The following is a 25,893-nucleotide window of genomic DNA, read 5'->3' on the forward strand; positions in this document are numbered from 1 at the left end:
ATCGCGATGTGATCCGCGCCCCACCCGTGTACGGGGGCCTGTCCTATGCGCCGGGCGGCGGGTAAGGTTAGGTTTGCCTCACCGTTCAGTACGGGGACGGCGCCTGCCAACGATCCCGCCCGGAGGTGAACCGCGTGTACATCTGCTCATGCTTCGGAATCACCGAGCAGCAGGTACGGGAACACGCGGAGGCGGGTGCGTGCACCCCCCGCCAGATCGCCTCGGCCTCGAAGGCGGGCACGGACTGCGGGTCGTGCGTGCGCAGCATCCAGTCGCTCCTCGGGCGCGGCGGCTGCCCGCGCCGCGAGCTGCTGGGGACGGCGGCGGAGCCCGTGACCGCGGAGACGGCGATCCCTCAGCCTGCGGTTCCTCAGACGGCGATCCCCCAGCCGGTGTTCGCGCGGTCGGGTGCCGTACCGGGCGTGGCCACCTCGGCGGGCCTGGAAGCCGCCTGACGCGCGGACGCTCCGACGGCCGCCGGTCAGCTGTCCGGCTGCTCGATCAGCTGGGCGATGTACAGCGGCTCACCGAGCTTCTCGACCAGATCCAGCTGGGTGTCGAGATAGTCGATGTGGTGCTCCTCGTCCTTGAGGATCGACTCGAAGATCTTCGCGGACGTGATGTCGGACTTCGCCCGCATGACCTCGATCCCGCGCCGCAGACGGTCGATCGCCTCGATCTCGATCTGCCGGTCGGCGTTGAACATCTCGGTGACGGTCTGGCCGACACGTACATGGAAAAGCCGCTGATAATTCGGCAGGCCGTCCAGGAAGAGAATCCGGTCGGTCAGAACCTCCGCGTGCCTCATTTCGTCGAACGACTCGGACCGGGTGTACTTCGCGAGCTTCGTCCAACCGAAGTTCTCCTGCATTTTCGCGTGCAGGAAGTACTGGTTGATGGCGGTCAATTCGGCGGTCAGCTGCTCATTCAGGAACTCGATGACCTCGGGGTCGCCCTGCATCGCAGAGACTCCTTCCGCACGGGGACTGGCAGTTCGCGCATCCTCGCACCGTGCCTGAAAGGCGTCCAGTAAGTCCATCCTTAGTAGTAGTTGCCCGAATCGGGTCGTACCTGGTCATGACCACCCTTCGCGGTCTGTCACCATGGAAGGCATGGGTCAGCCGGAAAGCCGGGAAGAGCGGGAGTCGGCGCAGTCCGGGCTTCCGCCGGGGCAGCGGCTCCAGCGCGGCTGGCCGGTCACCCATTACGGGCCTGTGCCCAAGTTCAAACCGGACCGCTGGGAGTTCCGGGTCTTCGGCGCCACGGCCGACGGTGACAAGCGCTGCTGGAATCACCAGGAGTTCTCGGCCCTGCCGTTCTCGACAGTCGTCGCCGATCTGCATTGCGTGACAAAATTCAGCATGCTCGGGGCCGAATGGGGCGGTGTGCTCGCCCGTACGATCCTGGAACTGGCTCCGCCGGCGACCACCGTGACCCATGTCATGGTCTGGGCCGAGTACGGCTACAGCGCCAATATCCGGCTCGCCGACTTCGCCTCGGAACGGTCTGTCTTCGTCACGCACAAAGGCGGCGAACTCCTCACCGCGGAGCATGGATTTCCGCTGCGGCTCGTCATCCCGCATCTCTACGCGTGGAAAGGCCCGAAATGGGTCCGAGGTGTGGAGTACATGACCGCCGACCGCCGCGGCTTCTGGGAGGAGCGCGGCTATCACAACATCGGCGACCCCTGGGGAGAACAGCGCTACTCCTACCAGGAAGGTCCCGGGGACGGTCCCGAACTCTAGGCCGCGTCTGAGAAATTCCGCCTGGCGTGCGACGCCCGGCACGCACGCTCGCCGCGTTGTCGGACTCATTCACGTACGTCCAGTACGAGAATGATCCTCCGCCTTGCGATCGTACGCGCCGACGAGTCATCAGCCGCTCCGCGGCGGGCGCGCGCCCCGCCCCGCGGGCGGACGGCGCCATGTGTCGGGCATGGCCCAGGCCCTGTCCGGCGGGACAGGCCCTGGAGGGTGTCTTGCCGGGCCCTACGGTTGTCCGTCCTCGCGCAGCTTCTTGAGAAGAGCCACGTCCGCCGCGTGACCCTCCTTGCCGCCGGGGGTCTCGATCACCAGCGGCACACCCTCGGTCGCCGGATGCGAGAACAGCGCCCGGAACGGCCCCTCCCCGACATGCCCCGCACCGACGTTCACATGCCGGTCCTTACGCGCGCCGCAGACGTCCTTGGAGTCGTTGGCGTGGATCAGCCGCAGCCTCCCGGGACCCACCGTCCCCACGAGTTCGTCCAGCGTCCGGTGTGTCCCGCCGGGCGCTGCCAGATCGTGGCCCGCCGCGAAGATATGGCACGTGTCGAGGCAGACACCGAGCTTGGGGTGCGAGTCCAGCGCGGCGAAATACGGACCGAAGTCCTCCGCCAGCGAGCAGAGCGAGGAGCCCTGCCCCGCGGTCGACTCCAGGAGCAGATACGGGTCGTCGTCGTGCGTCAGCTCGTCGAGGAGCGGCAGCAGCCGCTCCCGTACTTGCGCCAGCGCCACCTCGCGCGTCCGCCCGCCGGTCGCCGAACCGGTGTGCACCACCACGCCCGGCGCACCGATCTCCCGGCCCCGGCGAAGGCTGTGCCGCAGCGACTCCACGGACCTCTCGGCCGTCTCCGGCGTGTGGGAACCGAAGTTGATCAGGTAGGGGGCGTGGATGTACGCGGACAGCCCCTCGGCCGCGCACTCCGCGCGGAACAGCTCGTCCTGCGCCGGATTCCCGGCCGGTGTCGCCCAGCCCCGGGGGTTGGCGACGAAGACCTGGACGGTCTCGGCGCCGATGTCACGCGCCCAGGCCAGCCCCACGCGGGCGAGGCCGCCCGCCACCGGAACATGGCCGCCTACGGGATTGCGCGGGCGGTCGGGGAGCGTCAAGCCTCAGATTCCCTTGGTCGTGATGGTGATGGTGCTGCCCTCGGGGGCGTCCTCGCCGCCGTCGACGGACTGCTTCGACACGGTGTCGTCCAGGAACGGGAAGCTCCGGTCGACCTTCACCTCGAAGCCCGCCTCCGACAGCTCGGTCCTGGCGGCGTCTATCGACTTGCCCGTGACGTCCGGGACGGCGATCATCCGCGGGCCCTTGGAGATGGTCAGCGTGACGCCGTCGCCGCGGGCGAGCCTGGTGCCCTCCTTCGCGGACTGCTTGGCCACCGACCCTTCGTCCTCGGGGGAGTTGACCCGCTCGGCCGCGATCTTCACATCGAGACCGGCGTCTTCCAGGGAAGCGGTCGCCTCCTCCTCGGACCGACCGGTCACGTCGGGCATGTGGACCGGACTGCCCTTGCTGACGACCAGCGCCACTCCGGCGTCGGGCCGCAGCTCTGTCCCCGCCTTCGGCTGGGTGCGGATGATGTCGCCCTGGTCGGTCTCCTGGTCGAAGGAGCGGGTGATGACGCCGGGCGCCAGCCCGGCCTCCTTCAGCGCGTCCTTGGCGTCGGCCAGCGACTTGCCCGCCAGATCCGGGACCCGCACGATCTCCGGGCCGCGTGAGATGACGAGGGTCACCGACCCGTTGCCCCTTATCCGCGACCGCGGCTCGGGGTCGGTGCGCATGACCGTGCCGCGCTCGAACGTCCCGCTGAAGTCGTTCTCGACCTTCGCGTCCAGACCGGCGTCGCCGAGGCGCTTCTTCGCGACCTGCTCGGTCTGGCCGAGGACGGAGGGGACACGGGTGAACTGCCCGGAGTTGATGTACCAGACACCGACGCCCACACCGAGCACCAGCAGCGCGGCCACCACGATCGCGACGACGCCCCTGCGGGGCCCTGAGGCGCTCCGTCCGGCCCGGCGGCGTACGGGCGGCCGCTGCGGAGGGGCGGGCGGTCCGGGCGGCGGCATCGTGAGCCGGCTGGTGCGGCGGACCTGGTCGTCTCCCAGGGAGGCGGCCGGGTCGGGCGTACCGGATCCGTCGGGCGAGGCCTGGGAGCGGACGAGGCGCGGAATCACGCTCGTACGGTCGTCGGAGCCGTCGCCGAGGCCATCGGCCGTACCGGTGGCCGGGGCGCCGCCGGAGGGGGCGTACGAGGCGAGGGAGGCGTCCCGCGAGCGCCCGGCCCCGCCGTCGGCGCTGTCGTGGCTGTCCTGGGACGGCTCCGAGGCGGCGCCCACGCTCGCGCCGTCCGTGTCGTCCCTGGCCCCGGCGGCGGCCGAGGTGGTCTTCATCGTGGACGTCGTGGCCTGCGGCGGCATCGCGTCCAGCTGCGCGTCGTCGAGCGCCGCGCGCGTCTCCCGGGTCTTCGCGAGGAGCGCCACCGCGTCCCCGGGGCGGATCTCCGGATTACGGGCGGTGGCCGCCGCGACCAGCTCGTCCAGCTCGACCGCCATTCCGGGCACCGCGGCGGACGGCGCGGGCACGTCCTCGTTCAGATGGAGGTAGAGCACCTGCGCGGGGGTGTCCCCGCCGTGCGGCTTGGCGCCGGTCAGCATCTCGTGCAGGACGACACCGCACGCGTACACGTCGACCCGGGTGTCGGACGTGCCGTACTCGATCTGCTCCGGGGCGAGATAGGAGACCGTGCCGAGGATCGTGCCGGTGGTGTTGGTGACCGAGCCGACGGCCCGTACGAGACCGAAGTCGGCGACCTTCACCCGGCCGTCGTCCCCTATCAGGACGTTCTCCGGCTTGATGTCACGGTGGATGAAGCCGGCCCGGTGCGCGGCGCCCAGCGCGGCCAGCATCGGCTCCAGGATGTCGAGGGCGGCACGCGGCTGGAGGGCGCCGCGCTCGCGCAGGACGTCCCGCAGCGTGCAGCCCTCCACGTACTCCATCGCCAGATACACGTACGCGCCCTCGGCGCCCTGGTCGAAGACGCCCACCACGTTCGGGTGCGCCAGCCGCGCCACGGACTTGGCCTCGCGGATGAAGCGCTCCACGAAGACGGAGTCGGTCGCCAGCGCCGGGTGCATCACCTTCAGGGCCAGGACCCGGTCGAGGCGGGTGTCGACAGCGCGGTAGACCGTGGCCATGCCGCCGACGGCGATGCGCGCGTCGACGCGGTAACGGCCGTCGAGCACCTGCCCGACAAGAGGGTCCTTGACTGTCGTATCCACCCGCCCGAGTCTACGAGCCGCCACCGACACTCCCGCAGCCCCGGGTGAGGCCGGACGCCCCAATGGAGCCGTCTTGTGACAGCACACACACCACATCGCGGCAATCGGCCGACAGCCTTCCGGCCGCCGTCCCTCAGAGCGCCCTCGGACCCCGTCAGAACGCCGTCAGAAGGCCGGCCGCTCCGGGTCCAGCATCGCCAGCCCCTCCTTGGGGGACGAGGCGTCGGCGAAGTGCCGGCGCGGGATGCGGCCCGCGCGGTGCGCCAGCCGGCCCGCCTCGACCGCGTGCCGCATCGCCTCGGCCATCAGGACGGGCTCCTGGGCGCGTGTGACCGCCGACGCCAGCATGACCGCGGCGCAGCCCAGCTCCATGGCGAGCGCCGCGTCCGACGCCGTGCCCGCACCCGCGTCCAGGATGACGGGCACGCGCGCGTGGCCGGTGATCAGCTGGAAGTTGTGCGGGTTACGGATGCCCAGACCCGATCCGATCGGGGAGCCGAGCGGCATGATCGCCGCGCAGCCCACGTCCTCCAGCTTCCTCGCGAGCACGGGATCGTCGTTGGTGTACGGCAGCACGGTGAAGCCGTCGTCCACCAACGTCTCGGCGGCGTCGAGCAGTTCGATCGGGTCGGGCAGCAGTGTCCGTTCGTCGGCCACCACTTCGAGCTTGATCCAGTCGGTGCCCAGCGCCTCACGCGCCAGCCGGGCGGTGAGGACGGCCTCGCCCGCGGTGAAGCAGCCCGCCGTGTTCGGAAGCACCCGGATGCCGAGGCGGTCGAGCACGGACAGCACTGAGCCCTGCACGGTGGGGTCGAGCCGGCGCATGGCGACGGTGGTGAGTTCGGTGCCGGACGCGGTCAGCGACCTTTCCAGTACGTCGAGGCTGGGCGCGCCGCCCGTCCCCATGATGAGCCGGGAGTCGAGGGCGGTGCCGCCGATGACGAGCCTGTCGTCGGACATCTGGTTCAGCCTCCCTGGACAGCGGTGAGGACTTCGACGCGGTCGCCGTCGGACAGGGTGGTGGCCGACCAGCGCCCGCGCGGGACGACGGTCTCGTTGAGCGCGGCGGCGACGCCCGACGGGGCGGGGGTGAGGGTCGCGACGAGGACGTCGAGGGTGACGGGGCCGGCGAGGACGCGGGCCTCTCCGTTCACCGAGACGGTCACGGAGGGGTTCACGGGCGGATCGGCGGAGGGATCGACGCACGGATCAGTGTGCGGGTTCACCGACGGATTCACGGACGGATTCACGGTGTCTGTCATGCGTGCTGCTCCTGACCTACGTCAGACGGCGGGGGAGAGGCCCGGCGAGGGGCGGGGCGCGAAGGCGGGCGAGAAGCGGTCCGGTGTGAAGGGTCGTGCGTCGTCGGGGAGTTCGCCCGTCGTGAGCACGGTGGCCATCACCTGGCCCGTGACGGGCGTCAGGAGCACCCCGTTGCGGTGGTGCCCGGTGGCCAGATGCAGGCCCGGCAGGGCGGTCGGCCCGAGCAGGGGGGCATTGTCCGGTGACGTCGGCCGCAGCCCGGCGCGGGTCTCGGTGAGCGGCAGTTCGGTGATGCCGGGGAGCAGTTCATGGGCGTCGCGCAGGAGTTCGTACACCCCGCCCGCCGTCACCGTCGTGTCCCAGCCGAGCTCCTCGCTCGTGGCGCCCACGACCAATTCGCCGTTCTCGCGGGGCACCAGATAGATGTGGCTGCCGCGGACCTCGGCCCGCAGTGTCCGGGACAGGAACGGCGCGTACGGGCGCGGCACCGTCAGCCGCAGGACCTGGCCCTTGACGGGCCGTACCGGCGGCAGGACGTCGTCCGGCACTCCGGCGAGCCGTCCGCTGAGGCTGCCACCGGCGATGACGACCTGCTCGGCGTCGAGATCGGCGCCGCCGCCGACGGTGACTCCGGCGGCCCGGTCCCGAACCACCCGCAGCCTCTCGGCCCAGGCCCGGTGGAAGACCACCCCGGCCCGCTCGCAGGCCGTCACGAGGGCCGCCGCGAGCCTGCGCGGGTCGATCTGGTGGTCGCCGTCGGCCCGCAGGCCGCCGCGTACGCCCGGAGCGAGCATCGGCTCCAGCCGCCGGCACTCGCGTCCGGTGAGCCATTCGGACTCCAGACCCGACCTCTTTTGGAGGGCGTGGAGTTCACGCAGTCGCGCGCGGTCGTCGGTGTCGAGAGCGACCGCGAGCGTGCCGCAGGCGCGGTAGCCGGTGTCCTGGCCGGTGGCGGACTCCAGCTCGGCGACGAAGTCGGGATAGAGCCGCGCCGAGGCGATGTTCAGTCCCAGCAGGGTCTGCTCGCCGTGGTCGAGTTCGCTGACGGGGGCGAGCATCCCGGCGGCGACCTGGGCGGCCCCGCCGCCCGGCTCGGGATCGACGACGGTGACGCGGAGCCCGCGCTGCGCCGTGCGCCAGGCGGTGACGAGGCCGATGACGCCGCCCCCGACGACCAGGACGTCGGTGTGCCGGGGACCTGGGCCGGCGGACGGGTCCGGAGACCTGCCCGGAGACGGCTCCGGACCGGATTCCCCCAACGGAACGTGAGATGAGCGCATGGGCGTCCAGCTCCTCCCTTCGCCGGCATGACCCGGATCAGGTTCGTACGGTCGGAGGCCGCGTCAGCCTCCCTCTCAGCCCGGTGCGTACGGGCTCCCGCGAGGTGTGAAGTCTCTTGTTCGCTACTGCCGATAAGTGCTTCCGGGTCAGGGTAACCCCCGGTCGCCGTGCCCTGTAAGGGAGTCGTCGTCCCGGCCGGGTCCTTAAGGTGATCAGGTGAACGAGCAGCGGAAGCAGGCGGACGGGCGGCGCACCGTCATCGTCGGCGCGGGCATGGCGGGTGTGCAGACCGCCGTCGCACTGCGCGAACTGGGGTACGGCGGCCCCGTCACCCTCGTCGGAGCCGAGCCCCACCAGCCCTACGACAGGCCCCCACTCTCCAAAGCCGTCCTCCTTGGGACGGCGGAGGGTTCGGCTTTCGACGTGGACTTCGACGCGCTCTCCCTGGAGCTGCGGCTCGGGCTCGAAGTGACCGGCGTGCGCCCCGAGGACCACGAGGTGGACACGGAGGCGGGGCCGGTCCCGTACGACGTACTGGTCCTCGCCACCGGCGCCGAACCGGTCACGCTCCCCGGCGCGAAGGACGTGCCCGGTGTCCATCTGCTGCGCACCCTGGACGACGCCGCGCGGCTGCGCCCCATCCTGGACCGCGGGAACCAGATCGTCGTGGTCGGCGCGGGCTGGATCGGCGCCGAGTTCACCACCGCCGCCAGGGAGGCCGACTGCGCGGTCACCGTCGTGGAGGCCGCGGACCGTCCGCTCGCCGGCGCACTGCCGGCCGAGGTCGCCACTCCGATGGAGGACTGGTACGCGGAGAGCGGCGCGGAACTCCTCACCAACGCGCGCGTGGCGGGCGTCCGGCCCGGCACGGTGTTCCTCGCCGACGGCCGCGAACTGGCGGCGGACGCGGTCGTCGTGGGCATCGGCGCCAGACCCGCCACGGGCTGGCTGGCGGGTTCCGGCATCGTGACCGGCCCCGAGGGTGCCGTCACCGCCGATGACCGGCTGCGTACCTCACGGGCCGACGTGTACGCGGTCGGGGACTGCGCCTCTTTCCCCTCGGCCCGCTACGGCGAGCGGCTGCTGGTGCACCACTGGGACAACGCGCTCCAGGGGCCGCGCACGGTCGCCGCCGACATCGTGGGGGAGGCCCACGAGCCGTACGACCCCGTGCCGTACTTCTGGTCCGAACAGTTCGGCCGCTTCGTGCAGTACGCGGGCCACCACGCGCGGGCCGACACGCTGCTGTGGCGCGGCGACCCGGCGACCGCCGCCTGGTCGGTCCTGTGGCTGCGCGAGGGGGCGCTGGTGGCGCTGATGACCGTCGGCCGGCCGCGTGATCTGGCGCAGGGCCGCAAGCTCGTCGCGTCGGGCGCGCGGATCGACACCGAGTGGGCGGCCGACCCCGCCGTACCGCTGAAATCGACCGTTCTCTGACCTCTGCCGATCCCGCCCCCGCGCTGTCGTCCCCCGGCCGACGCGGTGCCCGGCGACCCGTTCGGTGCCCGGCTCGGCTTCCGACTGTCAGTCCGGGATGGCAGGCTTGTCCTGTGACTGAGATTGACGCAAAGATCGATGCTCTCGTCCCTGCCTGGCTTCACCTGCCCGATATCGCCGAGATGCTGGATATCGAGGTGACGCGTGTGCGTCAGCTGGTGAAGGAAGGCACGCTGATCGCCGTGCGCCGCGGGGAGAACCGCGCGCTTCAGGTGCCGGCCGCCTTCATCGACGGCAACAAGGTCGTCAAGGGCCTCGCCGGGACCTTGACGCTCCTGAGGGACGACAGCTTCACCGACGAAGAGATGCTTGAGTGGCTCTTCACTCCCGACCCGTCCCTGCCGGGCACGCCCGCGCAGGCCCTCAGCGAGAATCGCGGTACGGAGGTGAAGCGCCGCGCTCAGGCGCTCGCCGTCTGACGACACCACCACCGGCCGTACGCGGGGCGGGGCGCTCCGCCCCGCGTACGGCCGGCCCAGAGAACCGATCCGACAGACATTGATCCGCCAGACATTGATCCGAGCACGGCCGTCCGGGGACGCCGATCTGGGCCGTCCGAGGACACCGATCCGACGGGGGAGACCCGCATGCCCGCAGCGCCCAGCGCACTCGATCTGCTGTCCGACGCCCGGCTCTATCTGTGCACGGACGCGCGGAAGCGGCAGGGGGATCTCCCCGAGTTCCTGGAAGCCGTCCTCACCTCCGGTGTGGACATCGTGCAGCTGCGTGACAAGGGCATGGAGGCGGCCGAGGAGCTGGACCACCTCCAGGTCTTCGCCGACGCCTGCCGGCGTCACGGCAAGCTCCTCGCCGTGAACGACCGGGCCGACGTGGCGCACGCCATCGGCTCCGACGTGCTGCACCTGGGCCAGGGCGACCTGCCCGTGTCCGCCGCCCGCGCCATCCTCGGTACGGACCTGCTGATCGGCCGCTCCACGCACTCCGAGGCCGAGGCGATGGCGGCGGCCGGTGAGCCCGGCGTGGACTACTTCTGTACGGGTCCCTGCTGGCCCACCCCCACCAAGCCCGGCCGGCACGCGCCGGGGCTCGACCTCGTGCGGTACGCGGCATCGCTGGCCACCCGGCGCCCGTGGTTCGCGATCGGCGGGGTCGACGCGGGCAACCTCGACGAGGTGCTGGACGCCGGGGCCCGCCGGGTCGTGGTCGTCAGGGCCGTGACGGAGGCGGACGATCCGGCCATGGCGGCGGCCGGTCTCGCCAAGCGCGTTCGCGACCGCGTCGCCTGACACCGGGCGCCCGACATCGAGCGCCTGACCCCCGGCGCCGGAGGCGCGCACCCCGTCCGTCCTCGATCTTCGCTGTCCGCACCGTCCGAGGGATGGACAGGGATGGTGTCAATTGGACAAATCGCCCTGCTCTGGTTGGGTGATCGCCGCGGCCTCGATAGCCTTCGGGTATGGCCCTTGGCACAGCTTCGACCAGGACGGATCACGCCCGTACGGTGCGTGACCTGCTTGCGACCGGCAAATTGTCGTACTCGTTCGAATTCTGGGCGCCCAAGACGGAGAAAGGCGAGCGCAACCTCTGGAACGCGCTGCGCCGGGTCGAGGCGGTCGGCCCGAGCTTCGTCTCCGTGACCTACGGCGCGGGCGGCTCCACCCGGGCCGGAACGGTCAAGGCGACCCAGCGCATCGCCTCCGACACCACCCTCATCCCGGTCGCCCACCTCACCGCCGTGAACCACTCGGTCGCGGAGCTGCGCAACATGATCGGCCAGTACGCGGACGCCGGGATCAGGAACATCCTCGCCGTGCGCGGAGACCCGCCCGGCGACCCGATGGGTGAGTGGATCAAGCACCCCGAGGGCGTGGGGTACGCGGCCGATCTCGTCCGCCTGATCAAGGAGTCCGGCGACTTCTGCGTCGGCGTCGCGGCCTTCCCCGAGATGCACCCGCGCTCGTCCGACTGGGAGAGCGACATCCGGCACTTCGTGGCCAAGTGCCGGGCGGGCGCCGACTACGCGATCACCCAGATGTTCTTCGACCCGGAGGACTATCTGCGGCTGCGGGACAAGGTCGCGGCCACGGGCTGCGACACGCCGATCATCCCGGAGATCATGCCGGTCACCAACGTCCGCCAGATCGAGCGCTTCTCGCAGCTCAGCAATGCCTCGCTGCCCCCGGCGCTGAAAGAGCGGATCCTCTCCGTCAAGGACGATCCCGCCGCTGTACGCTCCATCGGTATCGAGTACGCGACGGAGTTCTGCGCGACGCTGCGCGCGGAGGGTGTTCCCGGACTCCACTTCATTACACTCAACAACTCCACGGCGACGCTCGAAATTTACGAGAATCTCGGACTGCACGAGCAGTCGTGACCGGTCGTACCCGCCCCGCCCCGGGGCGGCGACCGCAGGAGAGGGGCGGGCATGGGCTGGACGGTCCTCTACATCGCGTTCGGCATCGTCGCGCTGTGGCTGCTGGGCGAAGTACTGCTCCAGTACAAGGCGCGGCTCCGTTGGCGGCTCCTCGCCTTCACCGGTTTCGTCGGCGTGGTGCTGGGTGTCCTGCTCGCCTCCGTCCCGGTCATCGCGGTCGGCGCGATCGCGTTCGCGGTCGGCCAGACCTATGTGACGCTCTCGTTCCGCCGCGGCTTCTCCACCGGCTGGGCGATCGGCGGCAGCCCCGGCGCCAGCCGGCGCCGCAGGGCCGGCGGCGGTGAGGCCGAGAACCGCGAACCGAGCCTGGAAGTCTCGGACTTGGAGTACCAGCCCGTCGCCGCGGACCCCGCCCAGGCCGCCGGTCCCGTCCCCGGCGAGCCCCCGTACGCCGCCTCCGTCTACGAGCCGGAGCCCATGCCGGACGAGACCGGGCAGTACGGCGTGTACAGCGACGCCGCCTATCAGGCGACCCAGTACGGCGACTACGACCCGTACCACGGCTACGACGCACCCGCGGGCCAGGACACCTACGCCGGTCACGACGCCTACGCGGGCCAGGGCCCCCAGGACGGATACGGCACCTCCGACGTGTACGGGGCCGCGGACCCGTACGCGAGCCAGGGCCAGGACGTGTACGGCGGCCAGGACGCGTACGGCGCCCAACAGGACCCGTACGCGGCGCAGAACGGCCAGGGCGGGCAGTACGACTACGGCACGGGCCAGCAGCAGTACGCCGCCTACACCGACCCGTACAGCGGCGCGACCACCGGCGGCGAGTCCTACGGCTCGTACGACAGCTACGGCGGCCAGCAGCAGTACGCCGAGCCCTACGGCGACCAGAACGGTCAGAGCGCCCAGCCCGAGTACGGCGCGGAGACGCCGTCCGGCGGGGTCTGGGTCCCGCAGCAGCGCGAGGGTGAGAATGTCCCCCCGATGCCGCAGCAGGAGCCCCAGCAGTACGGCTACGACCCCAACTACGACGAGCAGCGCTACCGTTACTGACCGCTCCTGACGGGCGCTCAACTCCCGCCACGTATTCGCGAGTTCACGCGACGGCGGAGCGATTCAGCGCGAGCCGCGGAAGCCCGCACCCTCGACGATCAGCCCCGCGACCAGCGCTCCGGACATCCCGGCGTGCGCCAGCCCGCCACCCGGGTGCGCCTCACCGCCGACGAGATACAGCCCCGGCAGCCGCGTGGTGTTCGCCGGACGCAGCAGCCGGCCTTCGGCACCCGCCAGCGACGGCGCGGGCACCGAACCTCCGCGCGCCCCGGTCCGGGCCGCCGTGTCCGCCGGCGTACGGACCTCCCGCCAGCGCAGCCGCTCCCGCAGCTGAGGCACGGCGGCGCCGGCCGCCGCCACGAGGACATCGGCGTACCGCTCACGCAGCCCGGGGTCCGTCCAGTCCACCGGACCCTGCGGTGCGACGGTCGCCGTGACGGTGACCGTCTCGTGCCCGCCGTCCGGACGCGCCGTCGGATCGTCGGGCCGCAGCACCGTGACCGTGGGCCGCTCCGCCGTCCGCCCGGAGAAGACGGCGGCGGCCTCGCCGATGCCTGAGGGGGAGTGGACCACCGTACGGTGCGCCGCGCCGTCCGGCCTGCCTCCCCGCAGGGCCAGCAGCACCGTGAACCTGCCGGGAACCGACGGTGTCCCGCCGCCGCCCGTGCCCCCGCCCGGGGGCCTTACGTCGTCGTCCCGCCACAACTCATGGTCCGCCAGGGCGGCGGGAGCCGTGCCCGCCACCACATGGTCCGCCCCGACGACCGCCGAGGGACCGGCCGAGGTCCCCGGCGCCAGCTCGACACCGGCCGCGCGGCCGTCCTTCTCGACGATCCGGGTCACCTCGGCGTGGAAGACGAACTCCACCCGGCGCTCCAGGCACCGCTCGTACACCGCGTGCGCCAGCGCCCGCATCCCGCCCTGTACGTACCAACTGCCGAAGGTCTGCTCCATGTACGGCAGCAGGGCCGCGCCCGCCGGGGTGTGCCGCGGATCCAGCCCGTACGCCAGGGCGTACCCCTCCAACAGCGCGGCGAGCCGCGGATCCGCCAGCTCCCGCGCCCCCACCTCGGCGAGGGTGCCTGCCGGCCGGGGCCCGCGCAGCAGCCTCCGCTGCCGGACGGCGGGATACGGATCGCGGCCCAGCACCTGCCAGTCCTCGCGCAGCGGCTCCTCCAACAGAGGCCGCCGCGACCGGTCCCAGGCGTCCCGGGCCCGCCCCAGGAACTCGCCCCACCGCACGCCCGCGCCCGCGCCGAGCGCGGCGTCCAGGGCCGCGACGACACCGGCGCGCGACGCGTTCGGCAGGGACACATCGGTGCCGTCCGGGAAGACATGACGGCTCGCCGGGTCGACCTGGGTCATCCGCACGCACTCCTCAAGCGGCTTCTTGCCGGTCTTGACGAACAAATCCCGGTAGACGGCGGGCAGATGCAGCAGCCCAGGCCCCGTGTCGTAGGCGAACCCGTCGCGCTCGAACCGGCCGAGGGCCCCGCCGTACGTCGCGGAGCGCTCGTACACCGTCACCCGGTGCCCCGCCACCGCCAGCCGGGCAGCCGCCGCCATCGCGCCCATCCCGGCGCCGATCACCGCAATCCGTGCCATGGAAGTGGACCTTAGCGGCCGGTTTTTCCTCCGTCGCGCGCGGGAGGCGCGGCGGGCGGCGCCGGACTCGGCGGAACGGGACTCGCGAGCGCCGGGACAGCGACCGCCGCGGTCAGAGTGGTGGCCAGGTCGTGGCGAGGCGCCGCTCCGCGCGTCTGCGGGCCCTGCGCCGCCGGAACCGCCGGATCTTCGAGGCCACGAAGAAGATGATCACGATGCCGATCAGCAGGAGGCCGCCCGCGACGACCGCCGCGGCGAGCGGGTGGAAGATCGCGAAGGTGATGATCCCGGCGACGCCCAGGTCCTCCGCGGTGCTGACGGCGATGTTGCTGAACGGCTCCGGCGAGGTGTTGACCGCCATCCTCGTGCCGGCCTTCACCAGATGGCTCACCAGAGCGGTCGATCCGCCCACCGCGCCCGCCGTGATCTCCGGGAGCGAGCCGCTCTCTCCGGCGAGCAGCGCCGCGACCACCGCGCCCACGACCGGTCTGATCACGGTGTGCACGGAGTCCCAGACCGTGTCGACGTACGGGATCTTGTCCGCCACCGCCTCGCAGACGAAGAGCACACCGACGACGACCAGGACGTCGGTCCGCTGGAGCGACTCGGGGACCTCGTCGGTCATCCCGGTCGCGCCGAAGACGCCCAACAGGAGCACCACCGCATAGGCGTTGATCCCGCTGGCCCAGCCGCTGGTGAAGACAAGGGGGAGTACGGACACGGACGCGATCGTAGCCAGAGACTCGGCCGGACGGGTGAGCTCCGGAACGGGGTCGTGAGTATCCGTACCTAGTACATGAGATGAGTAGAGACGCGGATAGGCCCTCACCTGCGAAGACGGAAGAGTGAGGGGCACGGGAGGGGCGCGACGCCGAAACCGCCGGCACGGGGCGGCGGAGCGGCGTGGCACCCCGACCGCTACGGGGGTGGGCAGTGCGCCGCTCCGGTCGGGGCTGGTGAGGAAGCCCGGTCGGAGCGGCGCACTTTCCGTTGCCGGGGCGTCAGCTGCCGCCGACCCGGCCGTGCAGCAGCAGCGAGAGCGCGGAGTGCACGTCGTCGATCGACCGCTCGGGCTGGAACGCCTGCCAGTCCAGGGCCGCCACCAGCACCATCCCCACCAACGCCGCGGCGGTCAGCGGAATGTCGATCTCACGGCTGAGTTCACCGCCGTCGATCCCCTCCTGGAGCACCTTCTCCACGACGGCGACGGCCCGCTGACGCACCACCAGTAACGTCGACTGCCACGCGCGGTTGGTGCGCCAGAGTTCGGCCACGTACAGCTGGGTGAAGGCCGGGTAGCGGTCGATGAAGCCGAGCCCCGCGCGGACCATGGCGTCCAGCGCCTCGACGCTGGTCCCCCCGCGCTTCGCCGTCTCGTCGGCCGCGGTCTGGAGGGAGTCGGTGAGCAGGCCCACGCCGTGCCGCAGAAGCTCCTCGAACAGTTCGTTCTTGTTCTTGAAGTTGTAGTAGACCGTGCCCTTGGCGACTCCGGCGCGTTCGGCGATCTCGTCCACGGTCGTCGCCGAGAAGCCCTGTTCGGCGATGAGCGTCACCGCGGCCTCGTAGAGCTTCTGACGGGTGGCCTGCCTGCGGGTGCTGCTCCTGTCCATGCGCCCGATTCTCACAGGTGTCGGGGTACGCACCCGACCCACAGACTCACTGGGGGATCGGGCCGGTCCAATGTCCCCCATATCCGCTCCGCACCCGCAAGTGATGCAAAAGCGCAGGTCAGGGCCGATTGTCAGTGGCGTACTCCACGATGGACACATACGGCCACAGAGCCGTCACAGAGACGACCAGGAGGTTCGTCATGGCCAGTTCCTACGCCGCAGCCGCACACCGGCGAAGCACAGGCGGCCCTGCCCCCTCACTGACCGGCGCCGCGACCGATGTCCACCCCGTCCTGAGGCGCGCGACCGCGCCGCCCGCCGCCCTCGACCTGCTCGCCCAGGCCCGCTCGGGACTGGACGAGGCCGCCACATTCGACGCACCCAACGAGCGCTACGCCACAGCCCATCTGGCCGCCCTGCGCACCGCGGCGGCGGTCCTCGCCGCCCGTGGCCGTCCCGAGCCCACGAGCCCGCGCCGCAGGCGCATACGGAGCGCCTGGGAAGTGCTGCCCGAGATCGCCCCCGAGCTCACCGAGTGGAGCGCCCTGTTCGCCTCGGGAGCCACCCGCAGGGCGCGGGCGGAGGCGGGCATCCAGGGTGCGGCGAGCAGCCGCGACGCGGACGATCTGCTGCGCGACGTGGCGATGTTCCTGCGCCTCGTGGAGCGGCTGCTCGTGCTCGAACCGGTGCTGCCCCAGCCGAGGGCCGAACAGCCGGAGAAGGGCGGCGCCGTTGGGTGACGGGGACGGCCGACGGAGGCAATAGGCTGTGCGGTGCCTGCACCGTTCACGCCCCGCGACCTGGGGCGGCACCGCGCCGAGGAGTCAACTGCCGTGTCGGACCCTTCCCCTGCCTTCGGTGGAGAGACGCCGTCGCGCCCCCGTAGCTCCCTGCGCACCGCCGTGGTCTGGGAGGTGCTCAAGATCGCCCTCGAAAGCCGCGCCGCAGCGGTGCGTACGGCGGGCCTGGACGTTCTCGACACCGGGGGCGGCACGGGCAACTTCGCCGTGCCCGTGGCCCGCCTCGGGCACCGGGTGACCGTCGTCGACCCCAGCCCCAACGCGCTGTTCGCGCTGGAGCGCCGGGCCGCCGAGGCCGGTGTCGCCGACCGTGTCACCGGCGTCCAGGGCGACATCCACGGCCTGTTCGAGGTCGTGGGGCGCGGCGGCTACGACGCGGTGCTCTGCCACGGAGTCCTGGAATACGTCGACGACCCGGCCGAGGGCGTCCGGAACGCGGTCGAGGCGCTGCGCCCCTCCGGTGCGCTGAGCCTGCTCGCGGCGGGCCTCGGCGGTGCCGTCCTCGCCAGGGCGCTCGCCGGGCACTTCACCGAGGCCCGGCAGGCGCTCACGGACCCGGCGGGACGCTGGGGCGAAGGCGACCCGGTGCCCAGGCGGTTCACCGTCGAGATGCTCAAGGAACTGGTCGACAAGGCCGGTGTCGACGTGGGCGCGGTGCACGGTGTCAGGGTCTTCTCCGACCTGGTTCCGGGTGTCCTGGTGGACACTCAGCCGGGCGCTCTGGAGGCCCTCCTGAAGCTTGAGGCGGCCGCCGCCGAACTGTCGTCCTTCCACTCCGTCGCGAGCCAGTTGCACGTCCTGGGAGAGAAGCGGCCCTGACGGCGGACGCCCCGGAGCACTGATCGCCGGGCTGATCAGCAACGCAGCTCTGGATGGAGTGCGCCACAGGCCCCCCGGCAAAGCCTTCGGCGCCGTATGATCGGGGTACGCCTTCCGGCATGACGGGTCGACTGTTGGGGAATCAACGCCTCAGCGGCCGAGTCGGCATGGCGGCCCGGATTGGCGAAATGGCGTAGAGGGCGGGTTTCACGGGGGCGATTCCCTGCCTATCCTGAAGGGGCCGCATACCGGTCGCCCCCCGCGACCGACGACTAGGAGGACTCCGTGCCGCTCTCGGAGCACGAGCAGCGAATGCTCGAGCAAATGGAGCGAGCGCTGTACGCCGAAGATCCCAAGTTCGCGACAGCGCTTGAGGGAAGCGGGCTGCGTAGGTATACCCGGCGACGGGTCTACCAGGCGGTCGCCGGCTTTCTGGTGGGTATCGCGCTCCTTATGACCGGTATGGTCGCCAAGCAGATCTGGATCGGCGTGGTGGGATTCCTCGTCATGCTGGGCTGCGCGGTCCTCGCGGTCACCGGCTGGCGCAAGGCCCCGAAACCGGGTGAGCAGCAGCCGTCCGGGGAAGCCACGGCCGACCGTCGAGAACCTCGGCAGCGCCGCTCGTTCATGAACCGGATCGAGCAGCGATGGCAGCGCCGCCGTGACGAGCAGGGTCAGTAGTACGGCGCAGAGGTTCCCGAGCCAAGCTTGTAGTAGTGGTGCGGCTGCCGTGAGACACGGCAGATACGGGTGAGGGGCGAACGCGAGAACGCGTTCGCCCCTCACCCGTTTCCGCTTACGGCGCCGTACCCCCGCCCCGTATCTCCGCTGCCCTGCCCCGCCTCGCCGGGGGCCCCGGACCCAAGCACCTGGCCCCGGCCCCCGGTGCCCGGTGCCTAGCCCCGGCCCGGGACCCCGGACACACCACGGGGGCGGGGTACGGGGCCCGAAAGCCGCCTCGTACCCCGCCCCCGTGGACGGTCCTGGCCCCGCCCCGATCAGCCCCGCTGCCGGGACGGTCTGCGGAACAGCGCCGCCGACCGGCGGCCCAGCTCCAGGCGGTGCACTCCCCAGCGGCCCGTGACGGCCGCCCAGCGCTCGGACAGCACCCACATCACCCGAATGGACGAGCGCGGCAGGAGAAGCGCGCGCTGCCGGGTCCAGCGGCTCACCCCTTCGCCCAGGCCCGCGCGTACCCGCTGGACCTCTTCGGCGAGGCCCGTGACGGGCTGTGGCTCCGGCGCGTACAGCACCTGCTCCACCGCACGTGCCACCCGGTGGACGGCGTTGGCGGCCTCACCCTCCAGCCGCCCCAGCCGCACGATCCGGGCCCCCGTCCTGCGCGGGGTCTGCGAATCGTCGGGACGGATGCCGTGGTCCCAGGCGGTGTCGATGATCTCCCGCCAGGCGCCCAGCGCCCGCGCCGTGGCGTCGGCGGGCGTACGGCCCCCGGAACCGAGACGTCGGGACCGGGCCCGGATCCGCCACAGCAGTGGCAGGAGTGGCAGCAGCAGAGCGGCCAGGACGCCCAGAGTGATGCCGACGATCGTCCACGTGGACATACCCGAGTCGGTCGGAGGCAGTGCCCCCGCCGGCGTGGTCGAGCCGCAGTCGCCGATCCTGGCCGCCTGGGGCGGGCAACTGTCCGAGGCGGACGGCTGCGAGCTCGGCGCGGACGATGCGCTGGCCTCGGGCTGGGACAGATCGCTCGGGTCGCCCGAGGGGGCTTCCGGGATGGTGTAGTCCGGTGCGCTGCCCCGGCTCGGCGTCGGCTCGAAGCGGGTCCAGCCGACCCCCTCGAAGTACAGCTCGGGCCAGGCGTGCGCGTCCCGGAGCCCGACGGACATCGTGCCGTCCGACTGCGGGGTGCCCGGGGTGAAGCCCACCGCCACGCGGGCCGGGATGCCCAGCGTGCGGGCCATCGCCGCCATCGAGAACGAGAAGTGGACGCAGAAGCCCTGCTTCTCCCTGAGGAAGCGGGTGATGGCCGAGGCGCCCGTGCCGGACGCGACCTGAGTGTCGTAGGTGAAGCCGCCGTCCACGGCGAACCAGTCCTGGAGCCTGACGGCCCTCTCGTAGTCGTTCGCCGCGCCGTCGGTCACCTCACGCGCGGTGGCTTCGACCTCCTCCGGAAGAACGTCGGGCACCCTCGTGTACTCCCGCACCACCGAGGCCGGTGGCCGCGGCGCCGCCGCGAGCTGCTCACGGGTCGGCTCCACCAGCAGGCTGCTCACCTGGTACTGCGCGCCCCGCGTCGTCTCGCCCCGGTCGCCGACCAGCGTCCGGCCGCTCGGTTCGAAGCGCCAGCGCCCTTCGATGTCCACCTGCGACGCCGGATAGGGCATCGGCAGATAATTCTGCCTGTACCAACCGGCGGCGGAGATACTCGTCTTGATCTCGGTGGTGCTGACGTCGCCGTTCAGACCGGGCGGGTTGGGGAGCCTGTTCGGCACGTCCTCGACACTGCGCTGGGAGAACCGCCAGGACGTACCGTCGAAGTCGTCCAGCGCCATGATCCGCAGGTACAGGTTCTGGGTGCTCTCCGCGTTCGTCCGGTACCGCAACGCCTCCCGGTCCTCGGGCTGGTTGAGGTTGTCCTGGAGCGACACGAGCGGATTGACGGCGGAGATCGTGCCACCGCCGAGACCCGAACCCGCCCCGGCTCCCGTCCCGTTGAGGAGTCCGCCGTTCAACGAAGGCAGCGCCGCGGGCACGACGAGCGCGATTCCCAGGGCCATCACGCCGATCCGGTGGCCCGCGCGGATCGGGGCCGCGGCCCCGCCCCCGGTGTCCATCCCGGCGGCGGTACGGCCCGGGGCGCGCGGAGCGCCGCCGAAGACCCGCCCCCACTGGGAGAGCCGGTCCCGGCCCTCGGCCAGCAGCAACAGCAGATAGCCGCCGGCCGCGAGCAGGAACCAGAGCCAGGAGGCGGCGCCGCCGTTGAGACCGGCGGCGACCGAGTAGAGCGCGAGCAACGGCAGTCCGGCCGGGGCCGCGCTGCGGAACGTCACGGCGAGTGCGTCCACGGCGAGACCGATGACCAGCACACCGCCGACCAGCATCAGCTTGATGCCGTCGGTCGCCGGTGCGGGAATCGCGTACCGCCCGACGTCCTCGCCGCCCTCGTTCAGCAGCTCTCCGAAGCGCTGGAAGACCTCAGGGCCCGGCAGCAGACCGAGCACGGCGTGCTCCGAGGCGAAGACCACCGTGAGCATCAGCAGCCCGATGACGGCCTGGAGCGCCACGATCAGCGTCCTGGCCAGCGGCACCCGACGGCCGAGCGCGCCCGCCCCGACGAGGACCGCCACCATGAAAGCCGCCTGGAGGAGCCAGGTGGCGGGATCGACCAGTGGCAGCAGCGCGCCCGCCGACATCAGCGTGGCGGCGAACGCGCACAGCGCCAGCCTCGATCGACCGCTCATGACCATCCTCCGGAGAAACCAGCCGAGCCCTGGGTCGCACCCGACTCGGTGCGCTGTTGTGCCGCCAGCTGCCACAGGTCCGGGAGCGCGGACCCGGCCGGCACCGCGAGGGCGGTCCAGCCGGACTCACGCAGCTGCCTCAGCCGGTCCTGCACCCGCGCGGGCGGTTCGCCGCCGTCCTGGAGCCAGCCGGAGCTGTCCAGGACGAAGGCCACCGCGGCGCCGCTGCGGTGCCGCATACGGCCGGCCACGGCCGTCTGCTCCTCGTCGAGATCACCGAGGAAGGCGATCAGCAGCCCCTCGGTGCCGCTGCGCAGCACGTCGTAGGCGCGGGACAGGCCCGCTCCGTCGGAGTGGTCGACGACCGCGAGCGTGTCCATCATCAGTCCGGCGGCGTCGGCGGACTCCTGCGTCGTACCGGCGAATCCGTCGGCGCCCTCGCCGGGCACCGAACTCCCCGTGTCCGTCAGCAGCCGTACGGCGAAGCCCCGTTCCAGCATGTGCACCAGCGCGGACGCCGCGCCCGACACCGACCACTCGAAGGCCGAGTCGGGACCCGCGCCCTCGTAGGCGAGGCGCCGGGTGTCGAGCAGCACCGTGCATCTGGCCCGCTGCGGCTGCTCCTCACGGCGCACCATCAGCTCGCCGTAGCGCGCCGTCGAGCGCCAGTGCACCCGGCGCAGGTCGTCACCGTGCCGGTACCCGCGCGGGATGACATCGTCCTCGCCGGCCAGCGACAGTGAGCGCTGCCGCCCGTCGCCGTAACCCGCGGTCGATCCCGCCAGCCGGACCGGTGGCAGCGGTTCCGTGCGCGGGATGACGGTCAGGATGTCCTGGGCGCTGAAGGAACGCGTCAGCTCGCACATCCCGAACGGGTCGCTCAGCCTCAGCTGGAGCGGCCCGAGCGGATAGCGCCCGCGCAGGTCCGAGCGCACCCGGTAGGAGACCTCACGGCGCCCGCCCGCCTCCACCCGGTCCAGGACGAACCGGGGGCGCGGGCCCAGCACGTACGGCACGTGGTCCTGGAGCATCAGCAGACCGGTGGGCAGCCGCGACACGTTGTCCATCCGCAGATGGACGCGGGCCTCGGACCCCGAGGGCACCCGCGACGGTGAGAGCCGCCTGCTGCCGGCGACCCGGTAGCGCGTGCGGTACAGCACGCCCACACAGACCAGCGGCAGCACGGCCAGCAGCATCCCCACCCGGAGCAGATCCGCCTGGCCGAGGACATAGGCACAGACCGCCGCCGCTATGCCCGCGGCGAAGAACGACCGGCCACGGGTGGTGAGACCGCCCAGCGCCGCCCGCAGCCCGCCCTTGTCCTCGGTCTCCGAGGGGGTGGCTCCGGGCTCCATCACAGCCGCCGGACGCCCGGCTGCTGCCGGTCGTAGAGCGGCGCGGCGACCACGGGAGCCTGCCGGCCGCCGTCGGCCGTCGGCACCGGGACGCGCTGGAGGATCTCCTGCACCACCTGCTCGGCGGTCCGGCGGTTGAGCTGTGCCTGCGCGGTGGGCAGCAGCCGGTGCGCGAGCACCGGGACCGCCAGCGCCTGCACGTCGTCCGGCAGCGCGTACTCCCGGCCGCTCAGGGCCGCGGACGCCTTCGCGGCGCGCAGCAGATGCAGCGTCGCGCGCGGCGACGCTCCCAGTCTGAGATCCGGATGGTTACGCGTGGAGCCGACCAGCTCCACCGCGTACCGCCGCACGGAGTCGGCCACATGGACCTTCCGCACGGCATCGATCAGCTTCACGATGTCGTGCGCGTGGGCCACCGGCTGGAGGTCGTCCAGCGGCGAGACCCCGCCGTGCACGTCCAGCATCTCCAACTCGGCCTCCGCGCTCGGATAGCCGATGGAGACCCTGGCCATGAATCGGTCGCGCTGCGCCTCGGGCAGCGGATACGTGCCCTCCATCTCGACCGGGTTCTGCGTCGCCACCACCATGAAAGGGCTGGGCAGTTCGTACGTCTGCCCGTCGATGGTGACCTGGCGCTCCTCCATCGACTCCAGCAGCGCCGACTGAGTCTTCGGCGAAGCGCGGTTGATCTCGTCGCCGATCACGATCTGCGCGAAGATCGCCCCCGGCTTGAACTCGAAGTCGCGCCGCTGCTGGTCGTAGATGGAGACCCCGGTGATGTCCGAGGGCAACAGATCAGGCGTGAACTGAATACGCCGCACCGAGCAGTCGATGGAGCGTGCGAGCGTCTTGGCCAGCATCGTCTTGCCGACGCCGGGGACATCTTCGATGAGGAGATGTCCCTCGGCGAGCAGCACTGTCAGCGAAAGCCGTACGACCTCAGGCTTGCCCTCGATCACACCCTCCACCGATGCGCGCACACGCTCCGCTGTGGTGGTCAGATCTGTGAGGCTCGCTCGATCGTCATAGGTCGTCACCCGGCCCTCCTCGGCCCGTTCATACGGGCCGAGGCTCTTCTCACGGCCCGGCCCACCCCGAAATACGGACGCCGCGCCCGGATGGTTCCGGAACGCCGCCGTCACTCACGCATTCTTGTAGCCGTTACCGCTTCGTGTCACTCGCCTGTGGATAAGTGGGTGTGAATTGCCGGAGTTGCCGTGCTTCCGGTGCGGGCGACGCGGTCAGTTCGCCGGGTCGACTTCCCGCAGAAGGCCCGTTGACACGTCGAACACGAAACCCCGCACGTCGTCGGTGTGCAGAAGGAACGGAGACGTCCGTACCCGCTGCATCGACTGGCGTACATCCTGGTCCACGTCCCGGAAGGACTCCACGGCCCAGGCGGGACGCTGCCCGACCTCCATTTCCAGTTCGTGCCTGAAGTCCTCGGTGATGGCCTCCAGGCCGCAGCCGGTGTGATGGATGAGTACGACGCTGCGGGTCTGGAGAGCCCGCTGGCTGATGGTGAGTGAGCGTATGACGTCGTCGGTGACGACGCCGCCCGCGTTGCGGATCGTATGACAGTCGCCGAGCTCCAGGCCCAGCGCGTCGTGCAGGTCGAGACGGGCGTCCATGCAGGCGACCACGGCGACGCGGAGCACGGGGCGCGCGTCCATCCCGGGGTCGTCGAAGTCTTTGGCGTAGTGCCGGTTGGCGTCCACGAGTCGATCGGTGACCGTGCCGTCGGTACGGGCCGCGCCGGCGGGTGCCTGGGCGGACTCGGCGGGGAGGTGCGCTGAAGTCGACATACTTATAGACGGTAATACTCACCCGCGCCGGGAGCCCGCTGTACGACAGGACAAACATCGTCAACGAGGCCCGGTGTGAGGTAAGCCACACAGATGTCGTCCGGCCCGCACGTGATCCCCGGATGATCCGTGCCGCCGCTACGCCCGCACCCGGCCGGGCGACGCGCTGGCCGGTTGATTGACCGCGGGGACCTGTGGACTAAAGTGACGCGAAGTTCACGGACACCCCGAACACTTACCGGAACACTCCCCGAATTTCCCCCGCGTGTGCGGCGTACGTGCGGCTCGGCCACCCCACGCTCGGCGGTACGTACAACCACGCCGGACCTGAGAGGGCGCATGAGCGAGCGCAGCCAGCGAACCCGCGAGGCCCGGGTATGACCGCGACCCGGCACGTTCCGGTGATGCTCGACCGGTGCCTCCACCTGCTCGCCCCGGCCCTCGCCGAACCGGGCGCCGTCGTGGTCGACTGCACCCTCGGTCTCGGCGGCCACAGTGAGGCGCTGCTCAGGACCTTTCCCGCCGCGCGGCTGGTCGCGCTCGACCGCGACAAGGAGGCGCTGCGCCTCTCCGGCGAGCGCCTCGCCCCGTACGGCGACCGCGCCACCCTCGTACACGCGGTCTACGACGAACTCCCCGACGTCCTCGACCGGCTGGGCATCCCGCGCGTCCAGGGCGTGCTCTTCGACCTCGGCGTCTCGTCCATGCAACTGGACGAGGCGGAGCGGGGATTCGCGTACGCCCAGGACGCCCCGCTCGACATGCGCATGGACCAGTCGGCCGGGATGAGCGCCGCCGAGGTCCTCAACACCTACGCGCCCGGCGAACTGGTACGGATCCTGCGGGCGTACGGCGAGGAGAAACAGGCCAAGCGCATCGTGTCGGCGATCATCAGGGAACGCGCCGTCGAGCCCTTCACCAACAGCGCCCGCCTGGTCGAACTCATCCGTGACGCGCTCCCTCAGGCCGTCAAGCGCACCGGTGGCAACCCCGCCAAGCGCACGTTCCAGGCCCTGCGCATCGAGGTCAACGGCGAACTGTCCTCCGTGGAGGCCGCCATCCCCGCCGCCGTGGAAGCCCTCGCCGTCGGCGGCCGTATCGCCGTACTCGCCTATCACTCCCTCGAAGACCGCCTGGTCAAGCAGGTCTTCGCGGCCGGCTCCGCCAACACCGCGCCGCCCGGCCTGCCCGTCGTGCCCGAGCAGTACCAGCCGAGGCTCAGACTCCTGACGCGCGGCGCCGAACTGCCCACCGAGGCCGAGGTCGCCGAGAACCGGCGGGCCGCCCCCGCCCGGCTGCGCGGCGCGGAGCGGATCCGGGAGGACGTGCGGTGAGAGGACCGGCCGGACAGCTGAGGGGGCGCGCCGCGCGGCTCGCCCGGCTGATGCCGACGACCGGGGCGAGCACCGCCGCGCGTACGCCCTTCGTCCTGCTGGTCGTTCTCCTCCTCGGCGGCGGCCTGATCACCCTGCTCCTGCTGAACTCCTCGCTCAACGCCGGCTCGTTCAAACTGAGCGAACTCAAGAAGCAGACCACCGACCTGACCGACGAACAGCAGGCGCTCCAGCGGGACGTTGACAATCTCTCGGCGCCCGACGCCCTCCAGCGCCGCGCCCGGCAGCTCGGCATGGTGCCCGGCGGCAGCCCCGCCTTCCTGAACCCGGACGGCAAGGTCAGCGGCGTCCCCTCCGAGGCCGACGCGCTCCCGTACGCCGCGCCTTCCGCCCTGGACGCCTTCCCGCCCGTCGCGCCGAGCCTGCCCGCCTCGCTCGCACCGTCCGTGTCCCCGTCGGCGTCGCCCACGGACACAGCGGCGTCCCCGTCCTCCTCAGGAGGACTCGCGTCCGCGGACCCGTCGACCACGCCGAGCACCCCGCCCGTCCCGTCCGCCTCTTCCGCCACGGAGGGCTCGCGCGGCGCGCCCTCCACCGTGCCCCTCCCCGGACCGACGTCCGGCACGCCCACCACCCCGACGACCTCCGGCAGGTGAC

Annotated in this window: 25 protein-coding genes and 1 riboswitch; of the genes, 12 read left to right on the forward strand and 13 right to left on the reverse strand. The window is 71.5% G+C overall.

Going from position 1 to position 25,893, the window contains the following annotated elements:
- The first annotated feature begins 134 nt into the window (after positions 1 to 134).
- Complete coding sequence (locus ACIBBB_RS11825; protein WP_398980883.1) at positions 135 to 455, forward strand: bacterioferritin-associated ferredoxin; 321 nt, start codon at positions 135 to 137, stop codon at positions 453 to 455.
- Between the two features lie 26 nt (positions 456 to 481).
- Here the strand turns inward: ACIBBB_RS11825 and bfr are convergent, their stop codons facing one another.
- A complete protein-coding gene (gene bfr, locus ACIBBB_RS11830; RefSeq protein WP_398980884.1) occupies positions 482 to 961 on the reverse strand; it encodes a bacterioferritin in 480 nt (159 codons plus the stop codon).
- Positions 962 to 1,112: 151 nt separating this feature from the next.
- Between bfr and ACIBBB_RS11835 the strand changes: the two genes are divergently transcribed.
- Complete coding sequence (locus tag ACIBBB_RS11835; RefSeq protein WP_398980885.1) at positions 1,113 to 1,745, forward strand: sulfite oxidase-like oxidoreductase; 633 nt, start codon at positions 1,113 to 1,115, stop codon at positions 1,743 to 1,745.
- Positions 1,746 to 1,988: 243 nt separating this feature from the next.
- On the opposite strand, the gene ACIBBB_RS11840 is transcribed toward ACIBBB_RS11835, so the two are convergent.
- From ACIBBB_RS11840 to thiO, 5 genes are all read right to left on the reverse strand, one after another.
- Complete coding sequence (locus tag ACIBBB_RS11840; RefSeq protein ID WP_398980886.1) at positions 1,989 to 2,870, reverse strand: deoxyribonuclease IV; 882 nt, start codon at positions 2,868 to 2,870, stop codon at positions 1,989 to 1,991.
- Between the two features lie 3 nt (positions 2,871 to 2,873).
- Positions 2,874 to 5,045 (reverse strand): PASTA domain-containing protein, encoded by a 2,172-nt coding sequence (locus tag ACIBBB_RS11845; RefSeq protein ID WP_398980887.1) that lies wholly within the window; start codon positions 5,043 to 5,045, stop codon positions 2,874 to 2,876.
- 165 nt (positions 5,046 to 5,210) lie between these two features.
- Complete coding sequence (locus tag ACIBBB_RS11850) at positions 5,211 to 6,005, reverse strand: thiazole synthase (protein WP_398980888.1); 795 nt, start codon at positions 6,003 to 6,005, stop codon at positions 5,211 to 5,213.
- A 5-nt stretch (positions 6,006 to 6,010) separates the two neighbouring features.
- On the reverse strand, positions 6,011 to 6,223 hold the full coding sequence (thiS, locus tag ACIBBB_RS11855; protein ID WP_398981299.1) for a sulfur carrier protein ThiS: 213 nt from the start codon (positions 6,221 to 6,223) through the stop codon (positions 6,011 to 6,013).
- Between the two features lie 105 nt (positions 6,224 to 6,328).
- A complete protein-coding gene (gene thiO / locus ACIBBB_RS11860; protein ID WP_398980889.1) occupies positions 6,329 to 7,588 on the reverse strand; it encodes a glycine oxidase ThiO in 1,260 nt (419 codons plus the stop codon).
- Positions 7,585 to 7,699, reverse strand: a riboswitch (TPP riboswitch). It overlaps the preceding gene by 4 nt.
- A 163-nt stretch (positions 7,700 to 7,862) precedes the next feature.
- Here thiO and ACIBBB_RS11865 point away from each other — a divergent pair.
- The 5 genes from ACIBBB_RS11865 (at position 7,863) to ACIBBB_RS11885 (ending at position 12,486) form a co-directional block, all read left to right on the forward strand.
- Positions 7,863 to 9,026 (forward strand): NAD(P)/FAD-dependent oxidoreductase, encoded by a 1,164-nt coding sequence (locus ACIBBB_RS11865; protein WP_398981301.1) that lies wholly within the window; start codon positions 7,863 to 7,865, stop codon positions 9,024 to 9,026.
- A 113-nt stretch (positions 9,027 to 9,139) separates the two neighbouring features.
- Positions 9,140 to 9,505 carry an Rv2175c family DNA-binding protein gene (locus ACIBBB_RS11870; protein ID WP_031231907.1) on the forward strand — a complete coding sequence of 122 codons (366 nt, stop codon included), beginning with the start codon at positions 9,140 to 9,142 and terminating at the stop codon, positions 9,503 to 9,505.
- A gap of 168 nt (positions 9,506 to 9,673) precedes the next feature.
- Positions 9,674 to 10,333: a thiamine phosphate synthase gene (thiE, locus tag ACIBBB_RS11875; protein WP_398980890.1), complete on the forward strand. Its 660-nt coding sequence runs from the start codon at positions 9,674 to 9,676 to the stop codon at positions 10,331 to 10,333.
- A 170-nt stretch (positions 10,334 to 10,503) separates the two neighbouring features.
- Positions 10,504 to 11,421, forward strand: coding sequence for a methylenetetrahydrofolate reductase [NAD(P)H] (gene metF / locus ACIBBB_RS11880; RefSeq protein WP_398980891.1), 918 nt, complete (start codon positions 10,504 to 10,506; stop codon positions 11,419 to 11,421).
- Positions 11,422 to 11,472: 51 nt separating this feature from the next.
- Positions 11,473 to 12,486 carry a hypothetical protein gene (locus ACIBBB_RS11885; RefSeq protein WP_398980892.1) on the forward strand — a complete coding sequence of 338 codons (1,014 nt, stop codon included), beginning with the start codon at positions 11,473 to 11,475 and terminating at the stop codon, positions 12,484 to 12,486.
- 63 nt (positions 12,487 to 12,549) lie between these two features.
- Here ACIBBB_RS11885 and ACIBBB_RS11890 read toward each other — a convergent pair whose 3' ends face one another.
- The 3 genes from ACIBBB_RS11890 to ACIBBB_RS11900 all read right to left on the reverse strand — a co-directional run bounded on the left by ACIBBB_RS11890 (position 12,550) and on the right by ACIBBB_RS11900 (position 15,701).
- A complete protein-coding gene (locus tag ACIBBB_RS11890) occupies positions 12,550 to 14,091 on the reverse strand; it encodes a phytoene desaturase family protein (RefSeq protein WP_398980893.1) in 1,542 nt (513 codons plus the stop codon).
- A gap of 112 nt (positions 14,092 to 14,203) precedes the next feature.
- Complete coding sequence (locus tag ACIBBB_RS11895) at positions 14,204 to 14,812, reverse strand: DUF4126 domain-containing protein (protein ID WP_398980894.1); 609 nt, start codon at positions 14,810 to 14,812, stop codon at positions 14,204 to 14,206.
- Positions 14,813 to 15,092: 280 nt separating this feature from the next.
- Positions 15,093 to 15,701, reverse strand: a complete 609-nt coding sequence (locus tag ACIBBB_RS11900) for a TetR/AcrR family transcriptional regulator (RefSeq protein ID WP_398980895.1) — start codon at positions 15,699 to 15,701, stop codon at positions 15,093 to 15,095.
- Between the two features lie 200 nt (positions 15,702 to 15,901).
- On the opposite strand from ACIBBB_RS11900, the gene ACIBBB_RS11905 reads away from it, so the two are divergent.
- The 3 genes from ACIBBB_RS11905 to ACIBBB_RS11915 all read left to right on the forward strand — a co-directional run bounded on the left by ACIBBB_RS11905 (position 15,902) and on the right by ACIBBB_RS11915 (position 18,001).
- Positions 15,902 to 16,441, forward strand: coding sequence for an SAV_6107 family HEPN domain-containing protein (locus ACIBBB_RS11905; RefSeq protein WP_398980896.1), 540 nt, complete (start codon positions 15,902 to 15,904; stop codon positions 16,439 to 16,441).
- A 93-nt stretch (positions 16,442 to 16,534) separates the two neighbouring features.
- Positions 16,535 to 17,320 carry a class I SAM-dependent methyltransferase gene (locus ACIBBB_RS11910; protein WP_398980897.1) on the forward strand — a complete coding sequence of 262 codons (786 nt, stop codon included), beginning with the start codon at positions 16,535 to 16,537 and terminating at the stop codon, positions 17,318 to 17,320.
- A gap of 285 nt (positions 17,321 to 17,605) precedes the next feature.
- Entirely contained in the window at positions 17,606 to 18,001 is a 396-nt protein-coding gene (locus ACIBBB_RS11915) for a DUF3040 domain-containing protein (protein WP_398980898.1), read from the forward strand.
- Between the two features lie 317 nt (positions 18,002 to 18,318).
- On the opposite strand, the gene ACIBBB_RS11920 is transcribed toward ACIBBB_RS11915, so the two are convergent.
- The 4 genes from ACIBBB_RS11920 to ACIBBB_RS11935 form a co-directional block, all read right to left on the reverse strand.
- Positions 18,319 to 20,742, reverse strand: coding sequence for a DUF3488 and DUF4129 domain-containing transglutaminase family protein (locus ACIBBB_RS11920; RefSeq protein WP_398980900.1), 2,424 nt, complete (start codon positions 20,740 to 20,742; stop codon positions 18,319 to 18,321).
- Complete coding sequence (locus ACIBBB_RS11925) at positions 20,739 to 22,097, reverse strand: DUF58 domain-containing protein (protein WP_398980901.1); 1,359 nt, start codon at positions 22,095 to 22,097, stop codon at positions 20,739 to 20,741. Before ACIBBB_RS11925 ends, ACIBBB_RS11920 begins: the two co-directional genes overlap by 4 nt.
- Positions 22,097 to 23,134, reverse strand: coding sequence for an AAA family ATPase (locus ACIBBB_RS11930; protein ID WP_398980902.1), 1,038 nt, complete (start codon positions 23,132 to 23,134; stop codon positions 22,097 to 22,099). Before ACIBBB_RS11930 ends, ACIBBB_RS11925 begins: the two co-directional genes overlap by 1 nt.
- A gap of 204 nt (positions 23,135 to 23,338) precedes the next feature.
- Positions 23,339 to 23,902, reverse strand: a complete 564-nt coding sequence (locus ACIBBB_RS11935) for a beta-class carbonic anhydrase (RefSeq protein ID WP_398980903.1) — start codon at positions 23,900 to 23,902, stop codon at positions 23,339 to 23,341.
- 377 nt (positions 23,903 to 24,279) lie between these two features.
- Between ACIBBB_RS11935 and rsmH the strand changes: the two genes are divergently transcribed.
- Positions 24,280 to 25,236 (forward strand): 16S rRNA (cytosine(1402)-N(4))-methyltransferase RsmH, encoded by a 957-nt coding sequence (gene rsmH, locus ACIBBB_RS11940; protein WP_398980904.1) that lies wholly within the window; start codon positions 24,280 to 24,282, stop codon positions 25,234 to 25,236.
- Complete coding sequence (locus tag ACIBBB_RS11945; RefSeq protein ID WP_398980905.1) at positions 25,233 to 25,892, forward strand: septum formation initiator; 660 nt, start codon at positions 25,233 to 25,235, stop codon at positions 25,890 to 25,892. Before rsmH ends, ACIBBB_RS11945 begins: the two co-directional genes overlap by 4 nt.
- The last annotated feature ends 1 nt before the right edge of the window (position 25,893 follow it).

Origin of the sequence: Streptomyces sp. NPDC051217 (assembly GCF_044455465.1) — a bacterium.
Classification (GTDB): Bacteria; Actinomycetota; Actinomycetes; order Streptomycetales; family Streptomycetaceae; genus Streptomyces.

What these genes read in the sequence shown, in the direction of transcription:
- bfr (WP_398980884.1), bottom strand. Translation starts at nt 961, where the DNA reads ATGCAGGGCGACCCCGAGGTCATCGAGTTCCTGAATGAGCAGCTGACC.
- ACIBBB_RS11835 (WP_398980885.1), top strand. Translation starts at nt 1,113, where the DNA reads ATGGGTCAGCCGGAAAGCCGGGAAGAGCGGGAGTCGGCGCAGTCCGGG.
- ACIBBB_RS11850 (WP_398980888.1), bottom strand. Translation starts at nt 6,005, where the DNA reads ATGTCCGACGACAGGCTCGTCATCGGCGGCACCGCCCTCGACTCCCGG.
- thiO (WP_398980889.1), bottom strand. Translation starts at nt 7,588, where the DNA reads ATGCGCTCATCTCACGTTCCGTTGGGGGAATCCGGTCCGGAGCCGTCT.
- ACIBBB_RS11865 (WP_398981301.1), top strand. Translation starts at nt 7,863, where the DNA reads ATGGCGGGTGTGCAGACCGCCGTCGCACTGCGCGAACTGGGGTACGGC.
- thiE (WP_398980890.1), top strand. Translation starts at nt 9,674, where the DNA reads ATGCCCGCAGCGCCCAGCGCACTCGATCTGCTGTCCGACGCCCGGCTC.
- metF (WP_398980891.1), top strand. Translation starts at nt 10,504, where the DNA reads ATGGCCCTTGGCACAGCTTCGACCAGGACGGATCACGCCCGTACGGTG.
- ACIBBB_RS11885 (WP_398980892.1), top strand. Translation starts at nt 11,473, where the DNA reads ATGGGCTGGACGGTCCTCTACATCGCGTTCGGCATCGTCGCGCTGTGG.
- ACIBBB_RS11890 (WP_398980893.1), bottom strand. Translation starts at nt 14,091, where the DNA reads ATGGCACGGATTGCGGTGATCGGCGCCGGGATGGGCGCGATGGCGGCG.
- ACIBBB_RS11900 (WP_398980895.1), bottom strand. Translation starts at nt 15,701, where the DNA reads ATGGACAGGAGCAGCACCCGCAGGCAGGCCACCCGTCAGAAGCTCTAC.
- ACIBBB_RS11905 (WP_398980896.1), top strand. Translation starts at nt 15,902, where the DNA reads ATGGCCAGTTCCTACGCCGCAGCCGCACACCGGCGAAGCACAGGCGGC.
- ACIBBB_RS11920 (WP_398980900.1), bottom strand. Translation starts at nt 20,742, where the DNA reads ATGAGCGGTCGATCGAGGCTGGCGCTGTGCGCGTTCGCCGCCACGCTG.
- ACIBBB_RS11925 (WP_398980901.1), bottom strand. Translation starts at nt 22,097, where the DNA reads ATGGAGCCCGGAGCCACCCCCTCGGAGACCGAGGACAAGGGCGGGCTG.
- ACIBBB_RS11935 (WP_398980903.1), bottom strand. Translation starts at nt 23,902, where the DNA reads ATGTCGACTTCAGCGCACCTCCCCGCCGAGTCCGCCCAGGCACCCGCC.
- rsmH (WP_398980904.1), top strand. Translation starts at nt 24,280, where the DNA reads ATGACCGCGACCCGGCACGTTCCGGTGATGCTCGACCGGTGCCTCCAC.